Source organism: Paenibacillus sp. FSL R10-2199 (assembly GCF_038000235.1).
Taxonomy (GTDB): Bacteria; Bacillota; Bacilli; order Paenibacillales; family Paenibacillaceae; genus Paenibacillus_AQ; species Paenibacillus_AQ phytohabitans.
In genome coordinates this window covers 339,599-360,620 of record NZ_JBBOBO010000002.1, presented here as the reverse complement: position 1 = coordinate 360,620, position 21,022 = coordinate 339,599, and the positions used below count along the sequence as shown (strand labels likewise).

12 protein-coding genes are annotated in these 21,022 nt (G+C 51.8%); 10 read left to right on the top strand and 2 right to left on the bottom strand.

The window, feature by feature from the left end:
* Positions 1-74: 74 nt before the first annotated feature.
* From galA to NYE33_RS29620, 7 genes are all read left to right on the top strand, one after another.
* A complete protein-coding gene (gene galA, locus NYE33_RS29650; protein ID WP_341068938.1) occupies positions 75-2,453 on the top strand; it encodes a beta-galactosidase GalA in 2,379 nt (792 codons plus the stop codon).
* Between the two features lie 99 nt (positions 2,454-2,552).
* On the top strand, positions 2,553-4,274 hold the full coding sequence (locus tag NYE33_RS29645; RefSeq protein WP_042135338.1) for a sensor histidine kinase: 1,722 nt from the start codon (positions 2,553-2,555) through the stop codon (positions 4,272-4,274).
* Between the two features lie 63 nt (positions 4,275-4,337).
* A complete protein-coding gene (locus NYE33_RS29640) occupies positions 4,338-5,897 on the top strand; it encodes a response regulator (RefSeq protein ID WP_042135340.1) in 1,560 nt (519 codons plus the stop codon).
* 187 nt (positions 5,898-6,084) lie between these two features.
* Positions 6,085-7,011: an ABC transporter permease gene (locus NYE33_RS29635; protein ID WP_042135342.1), complete on the top strand. Its 927-nt coding sequence runs from the start codon at positions 6,085-6,087 to the stop codon at positions 7,009-7,011.
* An 85-nt stretch (positions 7,012-7,096) separates the two neighbouring features.
* Positions 7,097-7,960, top strand: a complete 864-nt coding sequence (locus NYE33_RS29630; RefSeq protein WP_371916259.1) for a carbohydrate ABC transporter permease — start codon at positions 7,097-7,099, stop codon at positions 7,958-7,960.
* A gap of 67 nt (positions 7,961-8,027) precedes the next feature.
* Positions 8,028-9,608: an ABC transporter substrate-binding protein gene (locus NYE33_RS29625; protein ID WP_042140943.1), complete on the top strand. Its 1,581-nt coding sequence runs from the start codon at positions 8,028-8,030 to the stop codon at positions 9,606-9,608.
* Positions 9,609-9,726: 118 nt separating this feature from the next.
* Positions 9,727-12,090: a beta-galactosidase gene (locus NYE33_RS29620; RefSeq protein ID WP_341068935.1), complete on the top strand. Its 2,364-nt coding sequence runs from the start codon at positions 9,727-9,729 to the stop codon at positions 12,088-12,090.
* Between the two features lie 1,649 nt (positions 12,091-13,739).
* On the opposite strand, the gene NYE33_RS29615 is transcribed toward NYE33_RS29620, so the two are convergent.
* Together NYE33_RS29615 and NYE33_RS29610 are read right to left on the bottom strand one after the other, a co-directional pair.
* Positions 13,740-14,576: a carbohydrate ABC transporter permease gene (locus NYE33_RS29615; protein WP_042135350.1), complete on the bottom strand. Its 837-nt coding sequence runs from the start codon at positions 14,574-14,576 to the stop codon at positions 13,740-13,742.
* Positions 14,576-15,466: a carbohydrate ABC transporter permease gene (locus tag NYE33_RS29610; protein WP_042135351.1), complete on the bottom strand. Its 891-nt coding sequence runs from the start codon at positions 15,464-15,466 to the stop codon at positions 14,576-14,578. The genes NYE33_RS29615 and NYE33_RS29610 overlap by 1 nt, the downstream gene beginning before the upstream one ends.
* Positions 15,467-15,681: 215 nt before the next feature.
* Between NYE33_RS29610 and NYE33_RS29605 the strand changes: the two genes are divergently transcribed.
* The 3 genes from NYE33_RS29605 (at position 15,682) to NYE33_RS29595 (ending at position 20,644) form a co-directional block, all read left to right on the top strand.
* Complete coding sequence (locus tag NYE33_RS29605; protein WP_042135352.1) at positions 15,682-17,547, top strand: sensor histidine kinase; 1,866 nt, start codon at positions 15,682-15,684, stop codon at positions 17,545-17,547.
* A complete protein-coding gene (locus NYE33_RS29600) occupies positions 17,540-19,195 on the top strand; it encodes a response regulator (RefSeq protein WP_340947242.1) in 1,656 nt (551 codons plus the stop codon). Before NYE33_RS29605 ends, NYE33_RS29600 begins: the two co-directional genes overlap by 8 nt.
* Before the next feature lie 123 nt (positions 19,196-19,318).
* Positions 19,319-20,644, top strand: coding sequence for an ABC transporter substrate-binding protein (locus NYE33_RS29595; protein WP_039310299.1), 1,326 nt, complete (start codon positions 19,319-19,321; stop codon positions 20,642-20,644).
* Positions 20,645-21,022 lie beyond the last annotated feature (378 nt).

The window sequence follows — 21,022 nt, the reverse complement described above, 5'->3', positions numbered from 1 at the left end:
GCATTGTACTAACGGCGTAAAGCTAATCTACTCTACAATATGAATATTAGTTCATCAAGGAGGTTTTTGCAGAAGTGAGAACGGGAACCGTTAGAACCAAAGTCAAGTTTGATGAGAACTGGGGCTTTTATAAAGGGGAGCTCCAGATTCCTTATGCAGTCAAGGGTGGAATGACAGGCGGTATTACAGATACGGGTGCTCTCCGGGAGGGGGAGTGGCTGGATATTGCTTTTAATGATAAAGGAATGGGTGAGCAGCAGCTGGAATGGACCGCACTCAGCCTGCCGCATGACTGGTGTGTGGAGCAGCAGTATGTTCCGGATGAGATGCTTGGCGCAAGGGACGGCAGTCATGGTTATCTGCCGGGCGGTACAGGCTTCTACCGCAAAACCTTCGAGCTTCCTGCAGACGCTGCAGGCAGTAAATGGACGGTACGCTTTGACGGAGTATCGGGCACCAGCACGGTATGGGTTAACGGGCATCTGATCGGCTCGCATCATGGCGGATATATAGGGTTCAGTTACGATCTGTCGGATGTTCTCCGCTATGGCGGGGAAGGCAGTAATGTCATTCTGGTCAAAGTAGATGCTAGCGAATGTGAAGGCTGGTGGTATGAGGGCTGCGGCATTTACCGTCATGTCTGGCTGGAGAATACGGACCGCCTGCATGTAGCCGAGTATGGAACCTATATAACGACACCGGAAGTGGCCAAAGAGCAGGCCGTAGTCAACATCCGCACACGCCTCCGCAATGATTATACTGAGTGCCTGCCGGTATCGCTGCGCACGGTGATTTATGATGCTGATGGAATGCAGATCTGCGCGCATTCGGCGGATGCCTTTGCGGACTGGCATGCTGAGACGGAGATTGAGCAGAGCTTTGAGGTGAAGCAGCCCATGCTCTGGGATACGGAATCGCCGTATTTATATAAGGCGGAATCGACTGTTATATATGAAGGGAAAGAGCTAGACCGGTATGATACGGTGTTCGGCGTCCGCAGCATCCGCTTCGATGCGGAGGAAGGCTTCTTCCTGAACGGAGAGCCGCGGCTCATCAAAGGGACATGCAACCATCAGGACTTCGCCGGGGTCGGCGTAGCGCTGCCGGACAGCCTGATCGAATACAAGCTTAGATTGCTGCAGGAGATGGGCTCCAACGCCTACCGCAGTGCCCATCATCCGCCGACTCCCGAGCTGCTGGATATGTGTGACCGGATGGGGATACTGGTGATGGATGAGAACCGCAAGCTCGACAGTAGCCCGGATGGCCTGAGCCAGCTGGAGCGGATGCTCTACCGGGACCGGAATCACCCCTGTGTAATCATCTGGAACCTGGAGAATGAGGAGGTTCTTGAAGGTACCGTGACTGGGGCCCGGATACTGAAGACGCTCGCGGATCGGACCCGCAGAATCGATCCAACCCGCCCGACCTCTGCGGCGATGAACCATGGCTGGAACGAGAATGGATATAACGATGTGGTAGAGATTACCGGCTACAATTATGGACACCGGGACACCCATAATATCGACATCCGTGACCACGGGCTATATCCGGAGCGGCTGATGATCGGCAGTGAATGTGCCAGTTACACGGCAACCCGGGGAATCTACGAAGATGATCCGATCAAGGGCTACTGTTCCGAATACGGCACGAACATTCCTTCCTGGGGCTGCACTCCGCAGCAGGCGTGGAGCGATCTGGTGAATCACCGTTTTCTGACCGGCGTCTTCATGTGGACCGGATTCGATTACCGGGGGGAGCCGACCCCTTATCTGTGGCCGTGCATTAACTCGCATTTCGGGCTGATGGACACCTGCGGGTTCCCCAAAGACAGCTATTACTATATGCAGGCGGTGTGGAAGGACGAGCCGATGGTTCATGTGCTGCCGCACTGGAATTGGCCGGGCTCGGAGGGGAAGCCGGTTGAGGTGCGCGTATTCTCCAACACCGAGACGGTGGAGCTGAGTCTGAACGGCAGAAGTCTGGGCGAACAGCAGGCAGACAGAACCGGGTATTTATCGTGGGAGGTCATCTATAAGCCGGGTGAGTTAAAAGCTACCGGCAAACGCGGCGGCCTGGCCATTGCCGAGAAGGCTGTAGTCACAGCAGGCCAGCCGTACCAGATCGCGTTGTTCCCTGACCGGCTGGAGGGCCGGGCGGATGGCTGTGATACGATCCCGGTCCGCGTGGCTGTTCTGGATAAGCAGGGGTATGTCGTTCCTGCGGCCGACAACGAGATCCGGTTTGAAGTGTCGGGAGCCGGAGGGCTGCTCGGCGTCGGCAACGGCAATCCAAGCAGCCATGAGCCGGATAAGTCTCCGCTGCGGCGTGCTTTTAACGGCTGGTGCCTGGCCTTGATTCAGGCTTCAGCGGAAGCGGGCTCCATCCAGGTACGGGCGGTGTCCACGGGACTGGCCTCTGCGGAAGTGGTGCTGCAGGTGACTGCGGAATAATCATAAGGCGCAAAGTGAACTTGTGGAGCGGCTATTTATTTCCGGCGGGTGGAACGATAATATATAAATAACGAATTCCATGCAGAGGATGTCCCGCGAATGATGCCTAAACTGAAGAAATACATGCCCTTCACTTATAAAATGATGATACCCTACCTGCTGCTGGTCCTGCTGACCGATGTGTTCATCGGCTACATTTCTTATTCCATGCTGACCGATTCGAGAACGGAAATGGCCGAGTCCAATATCAAGACGGGAATGGAGCAGGCAAGGAACAATATCCGCTATCAGATGGATGAAATTCAGCGGATGTCGGACAACCTGTTCGGCAGCCAGCCGTTTCAGCGTGCGCTTGAGCAAAAGGGGACACCGTTTGAGATCTATCTGACTATGATCGATGAGATTGTTCCCCAGATCACCGCACCGCTGCAGCTGTTCGGGAACAAGATCCGCTTCATGCTCTATACCCCGAACAGTGATCTTAATATTGTATCGGGCGATAATCTGGATGAGCCGATCTATGACAGCGATTATTATATTCTGCCCTTTGAGGATATTACGGACAGCGAATGGTACCTGTCGCTTAAGGATTCGAAGCGCGATAATCTATGGCTGCAGATTGATACCGACCAGAAGCTGGGTAATCTCTCCCACGTCCGCAGGCTGGTCAACTTCAGTGATTACAAAACGGTGATCGGCTATGTGCGTATTACAGTCTCCCTGGAGGATCTGTTCGGCGGCTTCGATACCTTCCCTGTGGAAGAGGGGATTACCCTGCGGCTGGTTGAACAGACTACAGGTTCGATTCTGTTCCAGCGCGGAACCGCCAATTATGACGATGGCCGGCAGAACTTCCTCAGTCTGCATGAGCAGATCCCGGGCAGTAATTTCGTTATTGAGGCGCTTGTCCCGCAAAAGTATCTGACCCAGGATGCCGGCCGTCTGCGCAAAGTCATTATTGCTGCCTGCTCGCTCAGCTTCCTGGTCATGACCCTGATCGGGTACGTGGTGGCGCGTATTTCCGGGCGCAAGATGAGCCGGATCGTAGGTTTGGTCCGTTCCTTCCAGGAAGGGAACTTCCAGAAGCGGATCCGATTCTCCGGCAATGATGAATTTGTGCAGATTGCCGACTCCTTCAATGATATGGCCGCCAATATCCAGGGGCTGATCAACAGCGTATATGTGCAGGGCATTCAGAAGAAGCAGGCGGAGCTGGAGGCGTTGCAGGCGCAGATCAATCCGCATTTTCTCTACAATACGCTCTCGACGATAAGCAGCCTGGCCAATCTGGGTGAAATCGGCAAGGTCACGGAGATGGTCCAGGGCCTGTCACGTTTCTACCGGCTGACGCTGAATCAGGGCAATGTGTACATTGAACTGGAGAAGGAGCTGGAGCAGGTGGCGACTTATCTGGAAATCCAGCGGGTCAAATATGCGGATGCCTTCACTCTGTATGTTGATGTGGACGAGGAGATTATGCAGATGCAGGTCATTAAGCTGCTGCTGCAGCCTTTTGTAGAGAATATATTCAAGCATGCCTGGTTTGGCGAGTCCATTGCCATCCGTCTGACAGGCCGGAGGGTCGGTAATAGTATTGAGCTGAAGATTATCGACAATGGAATCGGCATGCGTCCGGAGGTCGTTAAGAAAATGATGCAGGGCAAGGGACAGTCCGGCGGGTACGGGGTGAAGAACGTCAATGAGCGGATCAAGCTCAGATACGGTGACGCCTACGGTGTGACAATTGCCAGCTTCTACGGAGGAGGGACAACGGTCCAGCTGCTTCTCCCTGCCGGGGTTCAGGATCACGAGGACCTGTGAGGAATTTCGCTGACCGGTTACGGGGCAGAGCATCTTGTACAAACACAGGAGGAAATGATTGCGATGAGTATCAATGTATTGCTGGTAGACGATGAAGCTGTCGATCTGGAGTGGCTGCGGCGCAGGGTGCTGGCAAGCCCGCTCGATATTGCAGTAGTAGGAACGGCGAACAGCGGCTTTAACGCGCTTAAGATCATGGAGCAGGAACGGGTTGATATTATCCTGTCAGACATACGGATGCCCATTATGACCGGAACGGAATTTGCACGCAGGGCTAAGGTCATCCATCCCAAGGTCAAAATCGTCTTCATCAGCGGCCATGAGGATTTCAGCTATGCCAAGGAGGCTATTGAGATCAATGCCTCCGGCTACTTGCTGAAGCCTGTTGAAGATAAGGATTTGTACGAAATGCTGGACTCCTTGTGCGCAGCTATGGAGCAGGAGAGGGAGCAGAACCGTTCCTTCAGCGAAGCCTTGTCCCTTGTGAACAAGGAGCTTATCCTGCGCTGGTTCGAAGAACCTTCGCCTGAACCCGCTGAGCCGCATCTGCGCAGTGCCCTTACCCCGCTTTTGGTGAAAGGGGCGGCGGCTGCATTTGTCGAGATCGATGATCTGGAATGGAAAATGCGTGATCTGTCCGAGGAGGATGCACGCGTGAAGACGCGGCAAATGGCGGGCTTGATCAAATCCTTCGTAGAGGATGGGAAGCTTGGCACGCTGATTCCTGTTCATCATCACCGGTTTGTCATTCTCTGCAGCCTCCCGCAGGACAGCTTCATGAACCTGCTGGACGAGCTAATCCGCAAGATGGCAGAGTCTTCACCCTGTACGCTAACCGTTGGTGTCGGACGTTATGCCCAGGACGAAGCGGGACTCCACGAATCCTACCAGCAGGCACAGGCTGCCCTCAGCGCGAAGTGGCTGCTCGGGAAGAACCGGCTGATCCGTGATAACATGGAATCTTCGCCGCGCGGGACGCCGGGAGCCCGGATGGAACAGACTGTGGTGAAGCTGCTGGAGGCAATCATTCAATATGATCTTGTGGCCATCGACGACCAGCTGCTGGAGCTGTTCACGAGTGCAGGCAAGAAGGATGTCTATGAGCTGATCATCCGCATCACCTCCAAGCTGCATGCGGATCTGCAGCAGCAGAACGAGAATCTGTATGAGCTGCTGCAGTGGGAGTCGCATCAGCCGGATATTCTGTTCCAGTTCGAGACCATTCACGATATCCTGTCCTGGATGCGGCGCAGATTCTTCGAGCTGTCGGAGCTGCTGTACGTGAAGCGGCAGCGGCAGAAGCGTAAGCTGATCGATGAGATTATGAACTATGTGGAGGAGAATCTGGAGAAGAAGATTACCCTGAAGGAGGTAGCCGCCCATTTCGACTTCACACCGAACTATCTGGGTTATCTGTTCAAGGAAGAGTACGGGCTTCCTTTCAGTGAATTCGTGAATGAGCGCAAGACCGGCCGGGTCTTCGAGCTGCTGGGAGATCCGACACTCAAAATCTATGAGATTGCCGAGCGCATGGGCTACAAGAACATTATCTATTTCAACCGGCAGTTTAAGCAGATCACAGGCATGACGCCGGGAGAATACCGCAAGAAACAGAAAATATAGCCTGCCAAACGTTGCCAGTCCGGTTATTACAACCGGGGGCAACGTTTTTTTGTTTTTGGGGAATGGTATATATTAACCGATCGTTGAAAAAGTATTACTTTTAGTTGCTAGGCCTAATCCACACCAGGAAAGCGCTTCTTTATAATAAAGCTATAGAGAAAAGGGATTGATGGAAAGGGGATTCAAGATGAAACAGAAACAACATGGATTCTGGGATGATGTGAAGAAGTACAGATCCTTGCTCCTCATGCTTGTACCGGCGGTATTGTTCTTCCTGCTCTTTGCTTATATACCCATGTCAGGCATTATACTGGCGTTTAAGCAATACGACTACACCGGCGGGGTCTTCGGCAGCCCATGGAACGGATGGGATAACTTCAAATTCTTCTTCAATTCCGGTGACGCCTGGCGCGTAACACGAAACACGGCGCTGTACAATATTGCTTTTATCGTTGTGAATAACGTGGTTCAGATCTTTGCGGCGATCCTGCTGTTCGAGGTTGCCGGCAAATGGTTCCGGAAAATTACTCAAACGGTATTGTTCCTGCCTTACTTCATTTCCTGGGTTGTGGTTGGTGCCATTGCCTACAACCTGTTCAACTTCGACGTTGGTACCATTAACGTATTGCTCAAGGGACTCGGCATGCAGCCGGTGGACATTTATAATACCGCTGCCTACTGGCCGGTAATCCTGGTGGTCGTATCCGCGTGGAAGACGCTGGGCTATGGTACAATCATGTATCTGGCGGCGATCACCAGCATTGATACCGAGATGTATGAAGCGGCTGAGATTGACGGGGCGAATATTTTCCAGCGGATTATGAAGATTACGGTTCCGAACCTGATGCCTACAGTGATCATTCTGGTGCTGCTGGCTATCGGTAACGTCTTCCGCGGGGATTTCGGGATGTTCTACAATATGGTCGGCAACAACGGCCTGCTGTTCTCGTCAACCGACGTCATCGACACCTTCGTGTTCCGCTCACTGACCACTTCCAATGAGATCGGAATGTCCGCTGCGGCCGGCTTCTATCAGTCCCTGCTTGGTTTCGTAACCATCATGCTGGCTAACTATGCCGTACGTAAATACGATAAGGATCGTGCTCTATTCTAGGAAAAGGAGGTCAACCGAAATGAGTTCAACTACTGCAAACATGAAAACTCCGGAGGTTATCCGGAAGCGCGGCAATAAAGACAAGATGATATTGTCCATTATCGGCTACGTAACGCTTACTGTGCTCGCTATATTCTGTATCTTCCCCTTCATTCTGGTCGTGTCCTCCTCTTTGAGTGAGGAGAGCACGATTATCGAAAAAGGGTTCCAGATCTTCCCGTCCGCTTTCTCAACAGAGGCCTACAGCCTGCTGTTCAAGTACCCGGAGGAAATGCTCAGAGCTTACGGCATAACCATATCGGTAACCGCCATTGGTACATTGTTCGGACTGTTCCTGACTTCAATGACGGCCTATGTGCTGTCCCGGAGAGATTTCAAATGGCGCGGCCGCTTCTCCTTCTTCTTCTTCTTCACTACACTGTTCAGCGGCGGTCTGGTCCCTTGGTACCTGATGATTGTCAACTATCTGCATCTTAAAGATACTTTGCTGGTGCTGATCCTGCCTTTGCTGATGAACGTGTTCTACATTATCGTCATGAAATCGTTCATGAGCAGCATCCCGGATGCCATTACAGAATCCGCCAAGATTGACGGCGCAGGAGATTTCCGGATTTTCATGCAGCTGATTGTGCCTTTGTCCAAGCCTGCCCTGGCTACCATCGGCCTGTTCATTGCTCTGGCTTACTGGAATGACTGGTACAACGCACTCTTGTTCATCTCCAAATCAGAGCTGATGCCGCTGCAGTATTATCTCTACAAAATGCTCGGCAATATGGATGGCATGCGCAAGGCGATGATGGCCTCCGGCGCCGTTGTAAATACGGATCTGCCTACGGAGAGTCTGAAGATGGCCATGACCATTGTGGCTACAGGACCGATCCTGCTTGCTTATCCGTTCATCCAGAAATATTTTGTAACCGGACTTACAATTGGTGCAGTCAAAGGATGATCACAGGGCAACCTGGTTATCAATATAAACCCAATACTATTTTGAATTAGGGGGAACATCGGTCATGATGAAAAATAAGACAAAGAAACTTACAGTTACGCTGGCAACAATGATGGCACTGGGTACCATTCTCAGTGCATGCGGCGGCAATAACAACGCCAATACAGGTGCGGAGGCTACGAAGGCTCCGGCAACGGCTACAGAAGGGGCAGCTGCGAATCCCGGCGCTCCGGACACTTCCAAAGAAGTGAAGCTGAAGATGCTGCTGATCGGCGGCCAGCCGGGGGACTACGATAAGGTGTTCGGAGAGCTGAACACGAAATTGAAAGAAAAAATCAATGCCACCGTGGAGACAGAATTCCTCGACTGGTCGGATTGGACACAGAAGTACCCGCTGAAATTTGCGGCTAATGAAGATTTTGACCTTGTGTATACTGCCAACTGGGCACTCTATAACGATCAGGCGCTCAAAGGCGGTTTCCTGGAGCTGACGGATGATCTGCTGTCGACTTACATGCCGCAGACTTGGGAAGCGATGCCTAAAGTGAATTGGGAGCAAGCTAAAGTGGACGGCAAGCTCTTCATGGTTCCGAACAACAACGTTGAGGTTACCGATAAAGTGGTTCTGTACCGTGAGGATCTGCGCAAGAAATACAATCTTCCTGAAATCAACAGCCTTGAATCCTATGCCACTTACTTGAAAACGGTTGCCAAAGAAGAAACTGGAATTACTGCATACGGTGCCAAACCTGCCGACGGCTGGAAATGGCATGAGCTTGACCAGGCTACGCTGGAGCAGAATAATGACTGGAACCTTGTAGATGCTAACCTGCTGCCGCTGGCTTACAAGCTGGATGATGCAACCGGCAAAATTTTCAACATCTATGACACACCTGAATTCAGAGAACTGCTTACCTACTACAAGGATCTTGCAGACAACGGCGTATGGTCCAAAAACGTAGTCAGCAACAAAAATGACGTATGGCAGGATATCAAAGCTGAAAAAGTTTCCTCCTACGCTCAGAACCTGGGTACTGTAGCAGCGAACGTATCTGAAATGCGCCGTGACAAACCGGATGTGGAGCTGGCGATTGCCGACCTTACACCGGGCAAGAAGAAAATTGCAGCAATTTCGACTCAGAACGGTATGGCGATCCATGCTACTTCCAAGAACGTGGAACGTTCCCTGATGCTGATCGACCTGCTGCAGAATGACAAGGAAATTCATGACTTGACGATGTACGGCATTGCCGGAACCAACTATATTCCTGATGGCGACAAGAAATACAGTGCAGGGCCAGCAGCTGCCAACTACACGGGCTTCTCGAACTGGGGCTGGAACTCCCCGCTGAACCGTCAAGATTCGGCGTATCCGGTAGAAGCAGACAACATGTTCAACAGCTGGCAGTCCAGCATCTATCACTTCCCGCTTGAAACCTTCGTCTTCGACTCCACACCGGTGAAGAACGAAGTAGCCAACATCGGCAACGTGATGCTGCGTTATGCCATTCCGCTGGAATACGGCTTGATTGATGATCTGGATAAAGGTCAGGCAGATCTGATCAAACAGCTGAAATCCGCTGGTATTGACAAGGTGCAGACAGAGCTGCAGAGCCAGATTGACGCTTTCCTGGCAGCGCAGAAATAATAGCTTAATAAGGTGAAGCTAATGTAACGGCTTCCGGGCCACTCCAGAGCATAGCTTTGGGGTGGTTTTTTATAGACATTAACGAAGAAAACAAGCTAATTGCAGAGGAGCCGATCACATGAAGCATACGATACAAGCCCATATTTCCCCGAAGGAAATCTATCCATCCACCCTGCGACTCGGGGGAAGCAACCCGGAGGGTGACCAGATCAGCTTCACCAATTACTACATGGAGCTGAACGGCAAGCCTTATTTCGCCATCTGCGGGGAGTTCCATTATTCGCGTTATCCGGAAGCGGACTGGGAGACAGAACTCCGGCAGATGAAGATGTCAGGAATCAATGTGATTGCCACCTATATCTTCTGGAATCATCATGAAGAAATAGAAGGGGAATTCGATTGGAGCGGCAACCGCAATCTCCGGAAGTTTGTGGAGCTGTGCCGCGATAACGGGCTCTATGTTATCCTGCGTGTCGGTCCGTTCTGTCATGGCGAGGTCCGTAACGGGGGACTCCCGGACTGGCTGTTCGGGCGGGAATTCGATGTCCGCTCCAATGATGAAGGGTACCTGAGTTATGTAAGACGATTGTTTGCAGAGATTGGCCGGGAGGCTGATGCGCTGATGTACAAGGATGGCGGGCCGGTGATCGGGATTCAGCTGGAGAATGAATTCAATGCTGCCGCTGCGCTCTGGGAACAGACGGCGAAGCAGGGGGACGAATATCTTAGCGGCGGAATAGGCGGCGAGGAAGGTGCAGCACATATGCGCCTGCTCAAGGAGTATGCGGTGGATTCCGGCCTGATTGCGCCGATCTATACCAGCACCGGCTGGGGCGAGGCGCCGTTCTTGGAAGATGAAGTCCTGCCGCTGTATGGCGGATATGCCTATACCCCGTGGAGCATCAGTGACCCGGGTCAAACCCAGACACCGACACCTGAATATGTATTTGTGAATTTCCATGATGATCAGGCGCCGGGGGGAGAGTTCAATCCGCCGTATCCCCGGACAAAATATCCCTTTGCCTGCTGCGAGATGGGCGGCGGCATGCAGACCTGGTATCTGTCCCGGTTCCAGGTAGAACCGGAAAGTGTACTGGCCATGACCCTGATGAAGCTTGCCGGCGGCTGCAACTTCATCGGTTATTATATGTTCCATGGCGGCACGAATCCGGTGGGCAGAACAGGTTACCTGAACGAGAGCACAACGCCTAAGCTGACGTACGATTTTCAGGCACCGATTGGCGAGTTCGGACAGATCCGTGAGTCTAACGGCCTGCTGCGCCCGCTGCATTATTTCCTCCGCCAATTCGCAGACCGGCTTGCCCCTATGGCAACCGTGCTTCCGGAAGGTGCAGAGGCTGTTACTCCTGATGATGCGCATACGCTGCGTTATGCCGTCCGCACGGATGGCAGGTCCGGGTTCTTATTCGTCAATAATTATCAGGATCATGTAGAGATGGATGGGCATGAGGAGGTTGTGTTTGCGGTTGAGCTTGAGGCGGAGACCATCTGCTTCCCGCAGCGGAGCACACTGAATATTAAGCAGAAGGCTGCATTCCTGCTACCGTTCAACTTCGCACTGGACGGACTGAACCTGAAATATGCAACGGCCCAGCCGGTCACCGCTGTGGAATCTGCTGAATCCATCACCTATTTATTCGCGATGCCGGAGGGTGTGGATGGTGAGTTCCTGCTGGATGCGCAGGACGGTATTCTCAGTGTATCAACCGATGCCGGAACGATTGAGGGGAACGGCAGCAGCTACAACGTGCTCATTCCCCATCAAGTGTCCTCAATGATCGTAATCAAACGTGACGGAGCCCGGGAAGTCCGGATTTACGCGATGAGTGCCGAGGATGCTGCAAAGCTGTGGGAGCTGGAGGACGGCGGTCAGAGCCGGATTGTGTTCTCGGAGGTTCCGCTTGTTCAGACCCCCGAGGGCATTGAATTCCTTAGCAGCGGGCAAAATGCCTTCACGTTCCGTGAATATGCCGGTGGAGCAGTGGTGCCAGCCGCGCAGTGGAGCACGGTGCAGGCTGAAGCAGCTATCAGCGGACGGACGGAAGGCTGGTTCCGGATCTATGATGTGCAGGTTCCTCTGAAGGAGATCGCGCTTACCACGCGGCGGCTTCATGACCATAAGCTTGCGCTCGGGCTGCCGGAGGATGTTCTTCAAGGAACCGGGGAAGTGCTGCTGAGTATCGACTATACAGGGAATGTGGGCTATGCCTTTGCTGGCGGGCAATTATTCCATGATCATTTCTACAACGGCCGGCCTTGGGAGATCGGCTTGTCCCGGTTCCGCGATGTCCTCCGCAGAGGCGAGATCATCATGGAAACCACACCGCGCCGCACAGGCAGCGTAACTTTGGCTGCTGATGCTGCGATGGCGGTAGAGAAGGTATTCGAGGGTGAAGCCATTGCCGTGTTCCACAGTGTTACGGCTACACCGGTGTACCGGGTTGCGCTGAAGCTGCAGTAGTCGGCAGACGGGAGAACTAAGGGGTAAGGCCAAAACCGATATACGATATAGAGAAAATGTGGATAAGAGCAGGACAGAGAAATGAACGGTGAAGTATTGCACAACAGAGAGAGAATGCTGGACGGAGTAAGGAAGGTAGAGGAGTAGAAAGAGCGGTTGGTTGTAGACTGTATATGAGGTGGATTAGCAAAGGTATGTAAAGTAGCAGGAATATCCGGCTGGTTGTCTGGAGTGGACGAAGCATGTGGACGGCGGTAAAAGATTTATGAGTAACATACGAACTATGGCTTTTATTGGGAAGCAACGATGGGGCGCACCATTCTTTTATACGTCCTTACTTAGAAGGCAAACGATGGGAGTGCTTGAAAGGGGAGGGAGTGGCGGAGGTCGTGCGGACTGTAGGGACGTTATTATACTCGAAAAGCTGCATTATCCGCCCATGCGGACAGAGAGCCGTTAAGTTCCTGATTCCCGCCGTTTCGGACCCGAAACAGCAGGATAAGTGCATCTGAGCCGCAACGAGAAAAAGAGGCCATTATTGGCGAAATAAAGTAAAGTCATCTGAGCGACTAGAATAAAGTCCGTTACGCCTTGCCGGCGGGCGGGCTTTTTTATGTATAGGGAATTATGATCTTCGTCTGTTGTGGATAGGATTCTTTGGAATTTCGAGCAGCACAGTTTGAAGGACGAGTGTGTGCCTGATCCGGCACAGAAGTCGGCAGCATGGGCAAATCAAAGGGATAAATCCCTCTATTTCCGCCGAAAGTGGGCGGAATGGGGAAATTAAAGGGATAAATCCCTCTAATTCCGCCGAAAGTAGGCGGAATGGGGAAATTAAAGGGATAAATACCTCTAATTCCGCCGAAAGTGGGCGGAATGGGGAAATTAAAGGGATAAATCCCTCTAATTCCGCCGAAAGTGGGCGGAATGGGGAAATCGAAGGGATAAATACCTCTAATTCCGCCGAAAGTGGGCGGAATGGGGAAATCGAAGGGATAAATACCTCTGATTTCCCTGAATACGCGCCAAAGGAGGAATGAGGGGCATTAGTGCCCTTGAATTCCCCGAATGAGAGCCAAAGGAGCAAATGAGGGGCATTAGTGCCCTTGAACTCCCCGAATGAGAGCCAAAGGAGCAAATGAGGGGCACTAGTGCCCTTGAATTCCCCGAATGAGAGCCAAAGGAGCAAATGAGGGGCACTAGTGCCCTTGATTTCCCTGAATACGTGCCAAAGGAGCAAATGAGGGGCACTAGTGCCCTTGAATTTACATGAGCTGCACAGGCTCCATAAGCCGCATAAGTTCAGCTAGTTTCACCCGTCAGGGTGACTTTTTTGTTTGAGGTTTTTAGATGTTTTCCAGCTTAAACAGCGGAGAGGACGGAACGATTGTGTATCAGCGACAGCGGCCGCCTGAAAGCTTTCCGCAGGAAAGCTCACTTCGGAAGCAGCAGCAGTGTCCAGATTTTCACCACTAAGAAGAATAAATAAAATCTGGACACAAGAGCGATGGGAACAACGGTCCGTTCACGCAGCGTCCTCACAAAACGCATAGGTAGATCCTGCACAACAGCAAAAGGCACGGCCCAAGCGAAATCCGCTTAGCCGTGCCTTATTTGTCTCAGGCGAGGGGGAGGAGCAGGATCAGGGATCAGCCCTTAACAGCTCCGGCAACTACGCCTTTGACGATGTACTTTTGCAGGAAGATGAAGACAACGATGGATGGCAATACGGCCATTACCATGGCGGTCATGGCATACTGCCAGTCCGAGGTATATTGACCTACGAAGGTGTAAGCGGCCAGTGTCAATGTCTTCGTATCCGGCGAGCCGTTAACCATCAGCAGCGGGAGCAGGAAGTCATTCCAGATCCACATCACGTCGATGATGACGATAGTGGTGGTTACCGATTTCAGCAGCGGGAAGATGACGCTGAAGAACAGGCGGAAGCCGGATGCGCCGTCAATGGTCGCACTTTCATCGATCTCCGTCGGGATTCCCTTCACGAAGCCGTGGTAGATAAATACGGCCAGCGGAGCGCCGAAGCCCCAGTACAAGAGGCCCAGCCCCCAGGTACTCTCGGACAGATGCAGGTTCTTGGCCGTCTGCAGCACAGTCAGCATGATCGACTGGAACGGGATCAGCATCGGCATAATGCACAGGAAGTAGATCACACCGCTCCATCTGGTTTTGGTCCGTGCCAGCTTATAGGCGGCGATGGAGGAGATGAAGACGATGCCGAGCAGGCCGACGCCGGTAATCACGAAGTTGTTCAGGAACAGCCGCGGATAGTTGATGAATTTCCAGACGTAGGAATAGTTGCTGAAGGTCAGGTGCTTCGGCAGCGCGATAACGTCGGTCATAACCTCGCTGAAGCTTTTCAAAGAGTTAATAATCGTCAGGAACAGCGGATACAGGAACAGCAGAGACAATATGACCAAAACAACTTCCAGTATGATCTTGCCGGCCTTGTTGTTGTTTGTTTTCATTATGCCTCAACCTCTCTCCGTTTGAAGACTGTCAGCTGGATGATCGTCACGACAAGTACTGCCAGGAACAGGATAAGCGCTTTCGCCGTACCGTAGCCGTACAGATTGTTCTGGAACGTATCCCGGTAAATATCATAAGCGATGCTGTAAGTGGTTCCGCCAGGACCGCCGCCGGTCAGCGACAGAATGACGTCGAATACCTTGATCGAATTGGTCAGCGCCATGAAGACGGATATCGTAATCGATGGGGCAAGCAGCGGCAGCGTAATGCTGAAGAATCTTCTCATCGGACCTGCGCCGTCTACGGTAGCAGCCTCCTTAAGATCCTCCGGCACAGACTGCAGACCGGCGATGTAGATGACCAGATAAAAACCGATCGACTGCCAGATAGATACGCCTAAGATGGAGATGAACGCCAGTCCCGGTGTCCCGAGCCAGCTTAAGTCGAAGATGGCCCAGCCGGTGCTCTCACCGAGTGAGTTGAAGCCCTGCATGAAGATGAATTTCCAGATGAAGCCGACAATCACAAGACTGAGGATATAAGGGATAAAGAATGCCGCTCTCAGCCAGGAGGTGCTCTTCAGCTTCATGTCCAGCAGCACGGCCAGCAGAATCGCCAGCACGTTGACGATCACAATGTAAAGGATTGCATATTTAATCGTGAACCAGGCCGCATCGGAGAAGTTCGTATCCCCCGAGAAGATCTGTTTGAAGTTGTCCAGTCCGACGAATTTGGGATGCTTGGAAATCCCGTTCCACTTCGTCATCGAATAACGGATGGTCATGGCAAAGGGAATGTAGAATGCAACTGCGATACAGATCAGAACCGGGAGTGTGAAGATTCCGAATTCGAATTTCTCGCGCCATCTTTTGCCGAGTGTTTTTAACATGGATGCACCTCTTCTTGAGTTATAGGGTGGGAGTATTGTGCCTGGCTTGCCACACATAACCATTCCGGTTAGTCTATATTGTGTATTATAGATCAGACCCCTATACTCAAAAATGGATTTAAGAGTACAGTTAGGGGTAAAAAGGTGAACTGAGTCCGGATGACCAAAATGAGTCTGGGACTGAGGCCTGATACACCAGCGGGGAGACGGAGAACATGATTAAACGAACGCTGTACAAGCTGTTTGAGCCTTTACTGGAGCGCATTTCCCGCAGGCTGGCCAACAAACTGATTCTTTTGTTCACTATAATCATCATTCTGGTGGTAAGCTCATTGACGTACATTTCCTATGGAATGCTGCGCAAGGAATCGGTGAACAACAGCATTGCGAGCACGAGCAACAATCTGCTGCTGGTCGGACGCAATCTGGAGAGTTACCTGAGCGGAATTGAACAATTGTCCCTGCCGCAGATCTCATATGATGAGTTTGCCTATGCCATCCTGCATGAATCAGAGGACTATGGCTCCAAGATGTATGTGGAGGATTATCTGAAGAATCTGTATTTCTCCCGCAATGACCTGGAGGCGGTATACCTGTACGTGATCAAGGAGCACAAGTATTATTATGTCACCAAGGAGAACTATAATATTACCGTCCGGGTGACCGAACATCCGCCGATCGACAATCTGTCCTGGTATAAGCGGGCACTGGCGAGTCCGTTCAACCGCTCCTATCAGTCTTTTGTGGAAGAAGCCCCGGCTGCGGAGAGCAGTGTGGATTATCCCGTTAACAAGGACAAGGTCTTCATGGGCTATCACCGGCTGCTGCGTTCCATTGTGTCTAGGGAGCCGCAGGCCGTACTGTCCCTATACCTTAACTCGTCGGTGACCGATGAGATTATGAAAGATATTCCGTTCAGCACCGGAGAGCATCTGATGTATATCAGCCCGGATAATGAGCCTTTTACAGTGGACGATAAGGAATTCTATCAAGGGAGCAGAGAGGCGGGGCTGCTGGACCAATTGACACCGGAAAAGAACGGGCGTGTGACGTGGTCGGATGAAGAACAGAAGTACCTGGTGATCTACGACATCAGTCAAAAAGAAGGCTGGAAGCTCGTCAAGCCGATTCCGTATACAGAAATCTATGCCGCGGCGACAACGACCCGTAAGCTGAATGTATTCATCGGCCTGCTGTTCCTGGTATTGTCCGTGGTGCTGGTCAGCGTCACTTCGAATAGAATTACGCACCCGCTGAAGAATCTGTCGCTGCAGATGAAGCGCTTCAGTACGGGGAGCTTCGATGCCGAGGCAACGGTGGAGGGCAAGGATGAGATCGCCTATCTGTCACGCCACTTCAATAAGATGGTCGAGAAGACCAATGAACTGATTAATGAACGCTATAAAATGAAAATCGTGGAAAAAAACGCGGTCCTCAAAGCGCTGGAGGCCGAGATTAATCCCCATTTCCTGTACAATGCGCTGCAGGCCATCTCTACCAAGGCGCTCAAGAACAACAATGATGATATCGTCGAGATGGTCGACAATCTGGCCATGACGCTGAGATACTGCATCAGCGGGCGGGATGTTGTGCAGGCCCGGGAAGAGCTGCGGCATATTGAGCGTTATCTGGCGCTGCAGAAAGCGCGGTTCGGCAGCCGGATGCAGGTCGTGTACGACTGGGATGAAAGCCTGATGGAGCTGAGGATTCCCAAGCTGTCGATTCAGACGCTGGTGGAGAACTGCATCAAGCATGCGCTGGAAAAGGTATCCACTACGGTTACCATCCGTATTGAGGCGCATGTTACCGCTACCCACAGCGTAATTTCTGTACGGGATGACGGGCCGGGAATCAATGAGGAGCGGCTGGAGCAAGTAATGAGCTCTCTGCAGATCCAGTGGGAGGACCGCGATTCGGATGCGGAGGAAGAGGATGGCAACGAGAGCATTGGGCTTAAGAACCTTAACACCCGGCTCAAGCTCTTATATGGAGAAGACGCGGGATTGGCCATTCACAGCAGTGAACACGGGACACAAATGGATATGCGGCTGCCGCGGGGAGGAGTAGGACAACATGTATAAAGTGCTGATTATAGACGATGAGGAGCCTTTGCGCGAAGCGATCAATATTCTGGGGGACTGGAAGGGGCTGGGTGTCGGACAGGTACTGGAGGCGACCAATGGCCAGGCGGGGCTGGAGATGCTGCGCCGGGAGAAATTCGATCTGGTGCTGGTGGATATGAAAATGCCGGAGCTGAGCGGTGCCCAGCTGCTGCAGATCGCCGAGGAGGAGTTCCCGGATCTGCTGCTGATTGTGATCAGCGGCTACAATGATTTTGAATATACGCGCCAGGCGATCCGCTCCAAGGTGGTGGATTATCTTTTGAAGCCGGTCAACCGTACCGATCTTAACCATGCACTGCGCAAGGCGGTGGATATACTCGAAGCGAAGCGGAAGCGGGAGAGCGAGTTCATCAACCGCAATATTACACTCAATATGTCTCTGCCGAAGCTGAAGGAGAAGATGTATTTGTCCATTATAGACCGCAGCTTCAAAACCCAGTCCAATGAAGCCTTCCTGCCGCTGATCGGTGCGGACGGGGCGGCCAGCCATTTCGCTGTAGGTATTCTGCGGATGCTTAATCTGGAGCAGGTGCGTAAAGAAAGATTCCATGAGGACCGGGATTTGCTGCATTTTGCCGTAACTAATGTAATGAATGAGAACAGTGACGGACAGTTTGAGTCGTTCAGCTTTGCCAGTCCCAAGGGGGAGCGGGAGTTTATCGCTATCTTTACGATGAAAGGCGGATATGGGGCGGACGCTGCTTTTCTGTCTCTGCATCATATGAAGAAGGCCGCATCTACGCTGAAGGAGCTGTTCGGCATCGTCTGTGCCGGTGGAATAGGTGATCCCTACAGCGATCTCCTGAGTATTGCCGGTTCTTATGAGCAGGCCAAAGAGGCATTGGACCGGATTGACCTGCTGACCATGAAGGACAGCATGATCCTGCAGAGCGGCGGCAGCATGATGGAGAAGCCGGCGTCCAGGGACAATCCCTCACTGACCGGGCGGATGCCGCAGATCCGCAGCAGCTTGGAGAGCGGGAACGTGAACCATGCGCGAAACATTTTCAGCGAGTTTGTCTCCAAGTGGAAGAGTGCGGAGCATTTCACACTTGGTGAAGCGGACAGAACACTGCAGGAATTCATTATTCTCCTCAATGAGATTGCTGCACAGCTGGATGCAGTGCCGCCGCAGATCCGCAGCAGCAAGGATAAGGGGCTGAATGCCCTGGGCATCCGCAGCGATTTTGCCTCCTTTGAACAGTTCGAGCGTGTACTTAACCAGATATTCGACGTTTATGCCGGAGAGATCAGCCGGACATTATCCGGAGACCGCAGCAGCGTGCTGGAAAATATTAAAGCATACATTGATAACCATTATTTTGAGGATATTAAGATATCGATGTTCACGGATAAATATTTCCTGAGCAGAGAATACTTGATGAAGCTGTTCAAGGGGCAGTACGGATACGGCATTCATGAGTATGTGCAAAAGGTGAGAATGGACAAAGCCAAAGCACTGCTGTCCGATCCCGGCCTCAAAATTCAGGATATTTCCGAAATGCTGGGGTACAAGGATAAGAACTATTTCAGCAAGGCGTTCCGCAATTACTATGATTGTTCACCTTCTGAATTCCGGCTGCAGCTGCCTGGGGTAGAAAAGTGAAACGGTTACATGAACACACTTTTTTACCCTCATAAGTTCACTTATGTACATTCTTATCCTTTTTCTTTTTATTTAGAATGATGAGCAAGACCACAAGATGCATAAGGAAAAGGGGGCAACATCATGTTAAAACGATTTATGGCACTATCTGCGAGTCTGCTGCTCGTCGGCGGACTGCTGGCCGGTTGCGGCGGGAACAATACTAATAATGCCGCTAACAACACGGCTGGAACAAATGGAGCAGAGAATACAGCTACAGATTCTTCCAAGCCCGTCACGATTAATATGTTTACCGCATCTCCCGAGTACACAGACGCTTTCAACGCCTACATCGCTGAATACAAGAAGGTTAAGCCAAATGTAACGATCAATCTGGAAATTATGCAGGCTGACTACAATACGGTGTTAAAATCCAAAATTGCCGCAGGCAGCACGCCTGACGTGTTCCAGACTACCGCTGGCGGCGATATCGATACTTTCGCTGAATACAGTGCCGACCTCACCAATGAACCGCTGGCAGCAGCGATGACAGATGCTGTCCGCTCCAACATGAGCTCCACAGACGGCAAAGTACTGGGACTTCCGGTCAAAGGCAACCTGTTCGTTCTGATGTACAACAAGAAGCTGCTGGCAGATGCCGGCATCACTGAAGTTCCCAAGACTACCGCTGAAATGGATGACGCCATCACCAAGCTCGAAGCTAAGGGCATCACGCCATTTGCGAACGCCTACAAAGAGTGGTGGGTATGGAAGCATATCTTCCAACACTTCGTTGACGCTGCAGCAACTGATGCAGGTACTGACGCTAAGACACTCGTAGCTGATTTCATCGCCGGCAAAACGACCTTCGCAGATCATCCGGTGCTGAAGGACAACTTCTTCACTTTCATTGATACAACAGTAAAACACGGAACGGACAAGCCGCTGGAACGCGACAGCAATGCTGAAGTCAGTGACTTTGCCCTAGGCAAAACAGCATTCATGACAGGTAAAGGCGCATGGGATGAAGAAGCGATCAAGAAAATCACCCCTGACTTTGATCTTGGCATCGCCGGCTACCCTGTCAGCGACAAAGCTGAGCAGTCCCAGATCATCACCGGTGCCGACCAGGCGCTGCGCATCAACAAGGATTCTGCTGTAGCTGCTGAAACGATTGAATTCTTCAACTGGCTGTACACTTCCGAATACGGTAAGAGCTGGTTCTCCACAGTAGCTAAGGTTATTCCTCCAATCAAGGATGCACCGATGCCTGACCTGCAAATGCCTAAGGAAATGGAAGAAATCCTCAAAACCGAGAAATCCGGCGACCTGTCGGTGAACTACTCGCTGGATACGTTCCACCAGAAATTCGGTGAATTGATGCAGGCTTATATCGGCGGCAGCAAGACTAAGGATCAAGCGATTGATGAAATTCAAAAGGCCTGGATTCAATTCGGGTCCGCTCAATAAAAGCTTTAGTACCGGGAGGGCCTCCGAAGTAGAATTATTACTGAGGGGGCCTTCTTTATATGTAACGCGGATTTGTGGCGGTGGCGGGCAGAAGTGGCTATATGTAACTGCGGGATGTTTGGATTTCCGGCCGCTGTTAGGTTTGGATTTCCCGATTTAAACTGCTGGCCGCAGTAGAAATCCAAACCTAAAGGCGGACGCTGCCGCCCTCCAATTCCAAACCTCCCTCCGTTACTTCGCCACTTATGCAGCAGCGCAAGAAATCAGGAGTTACGAATATAAGAGAAGGCCTCATAATCAAGGGAGGCAGAGAAACCAAAGAAACCAAAGAGACTAAAGAGACAAAAGAGATCAAAGACAACAACATTTGTCAGGAGG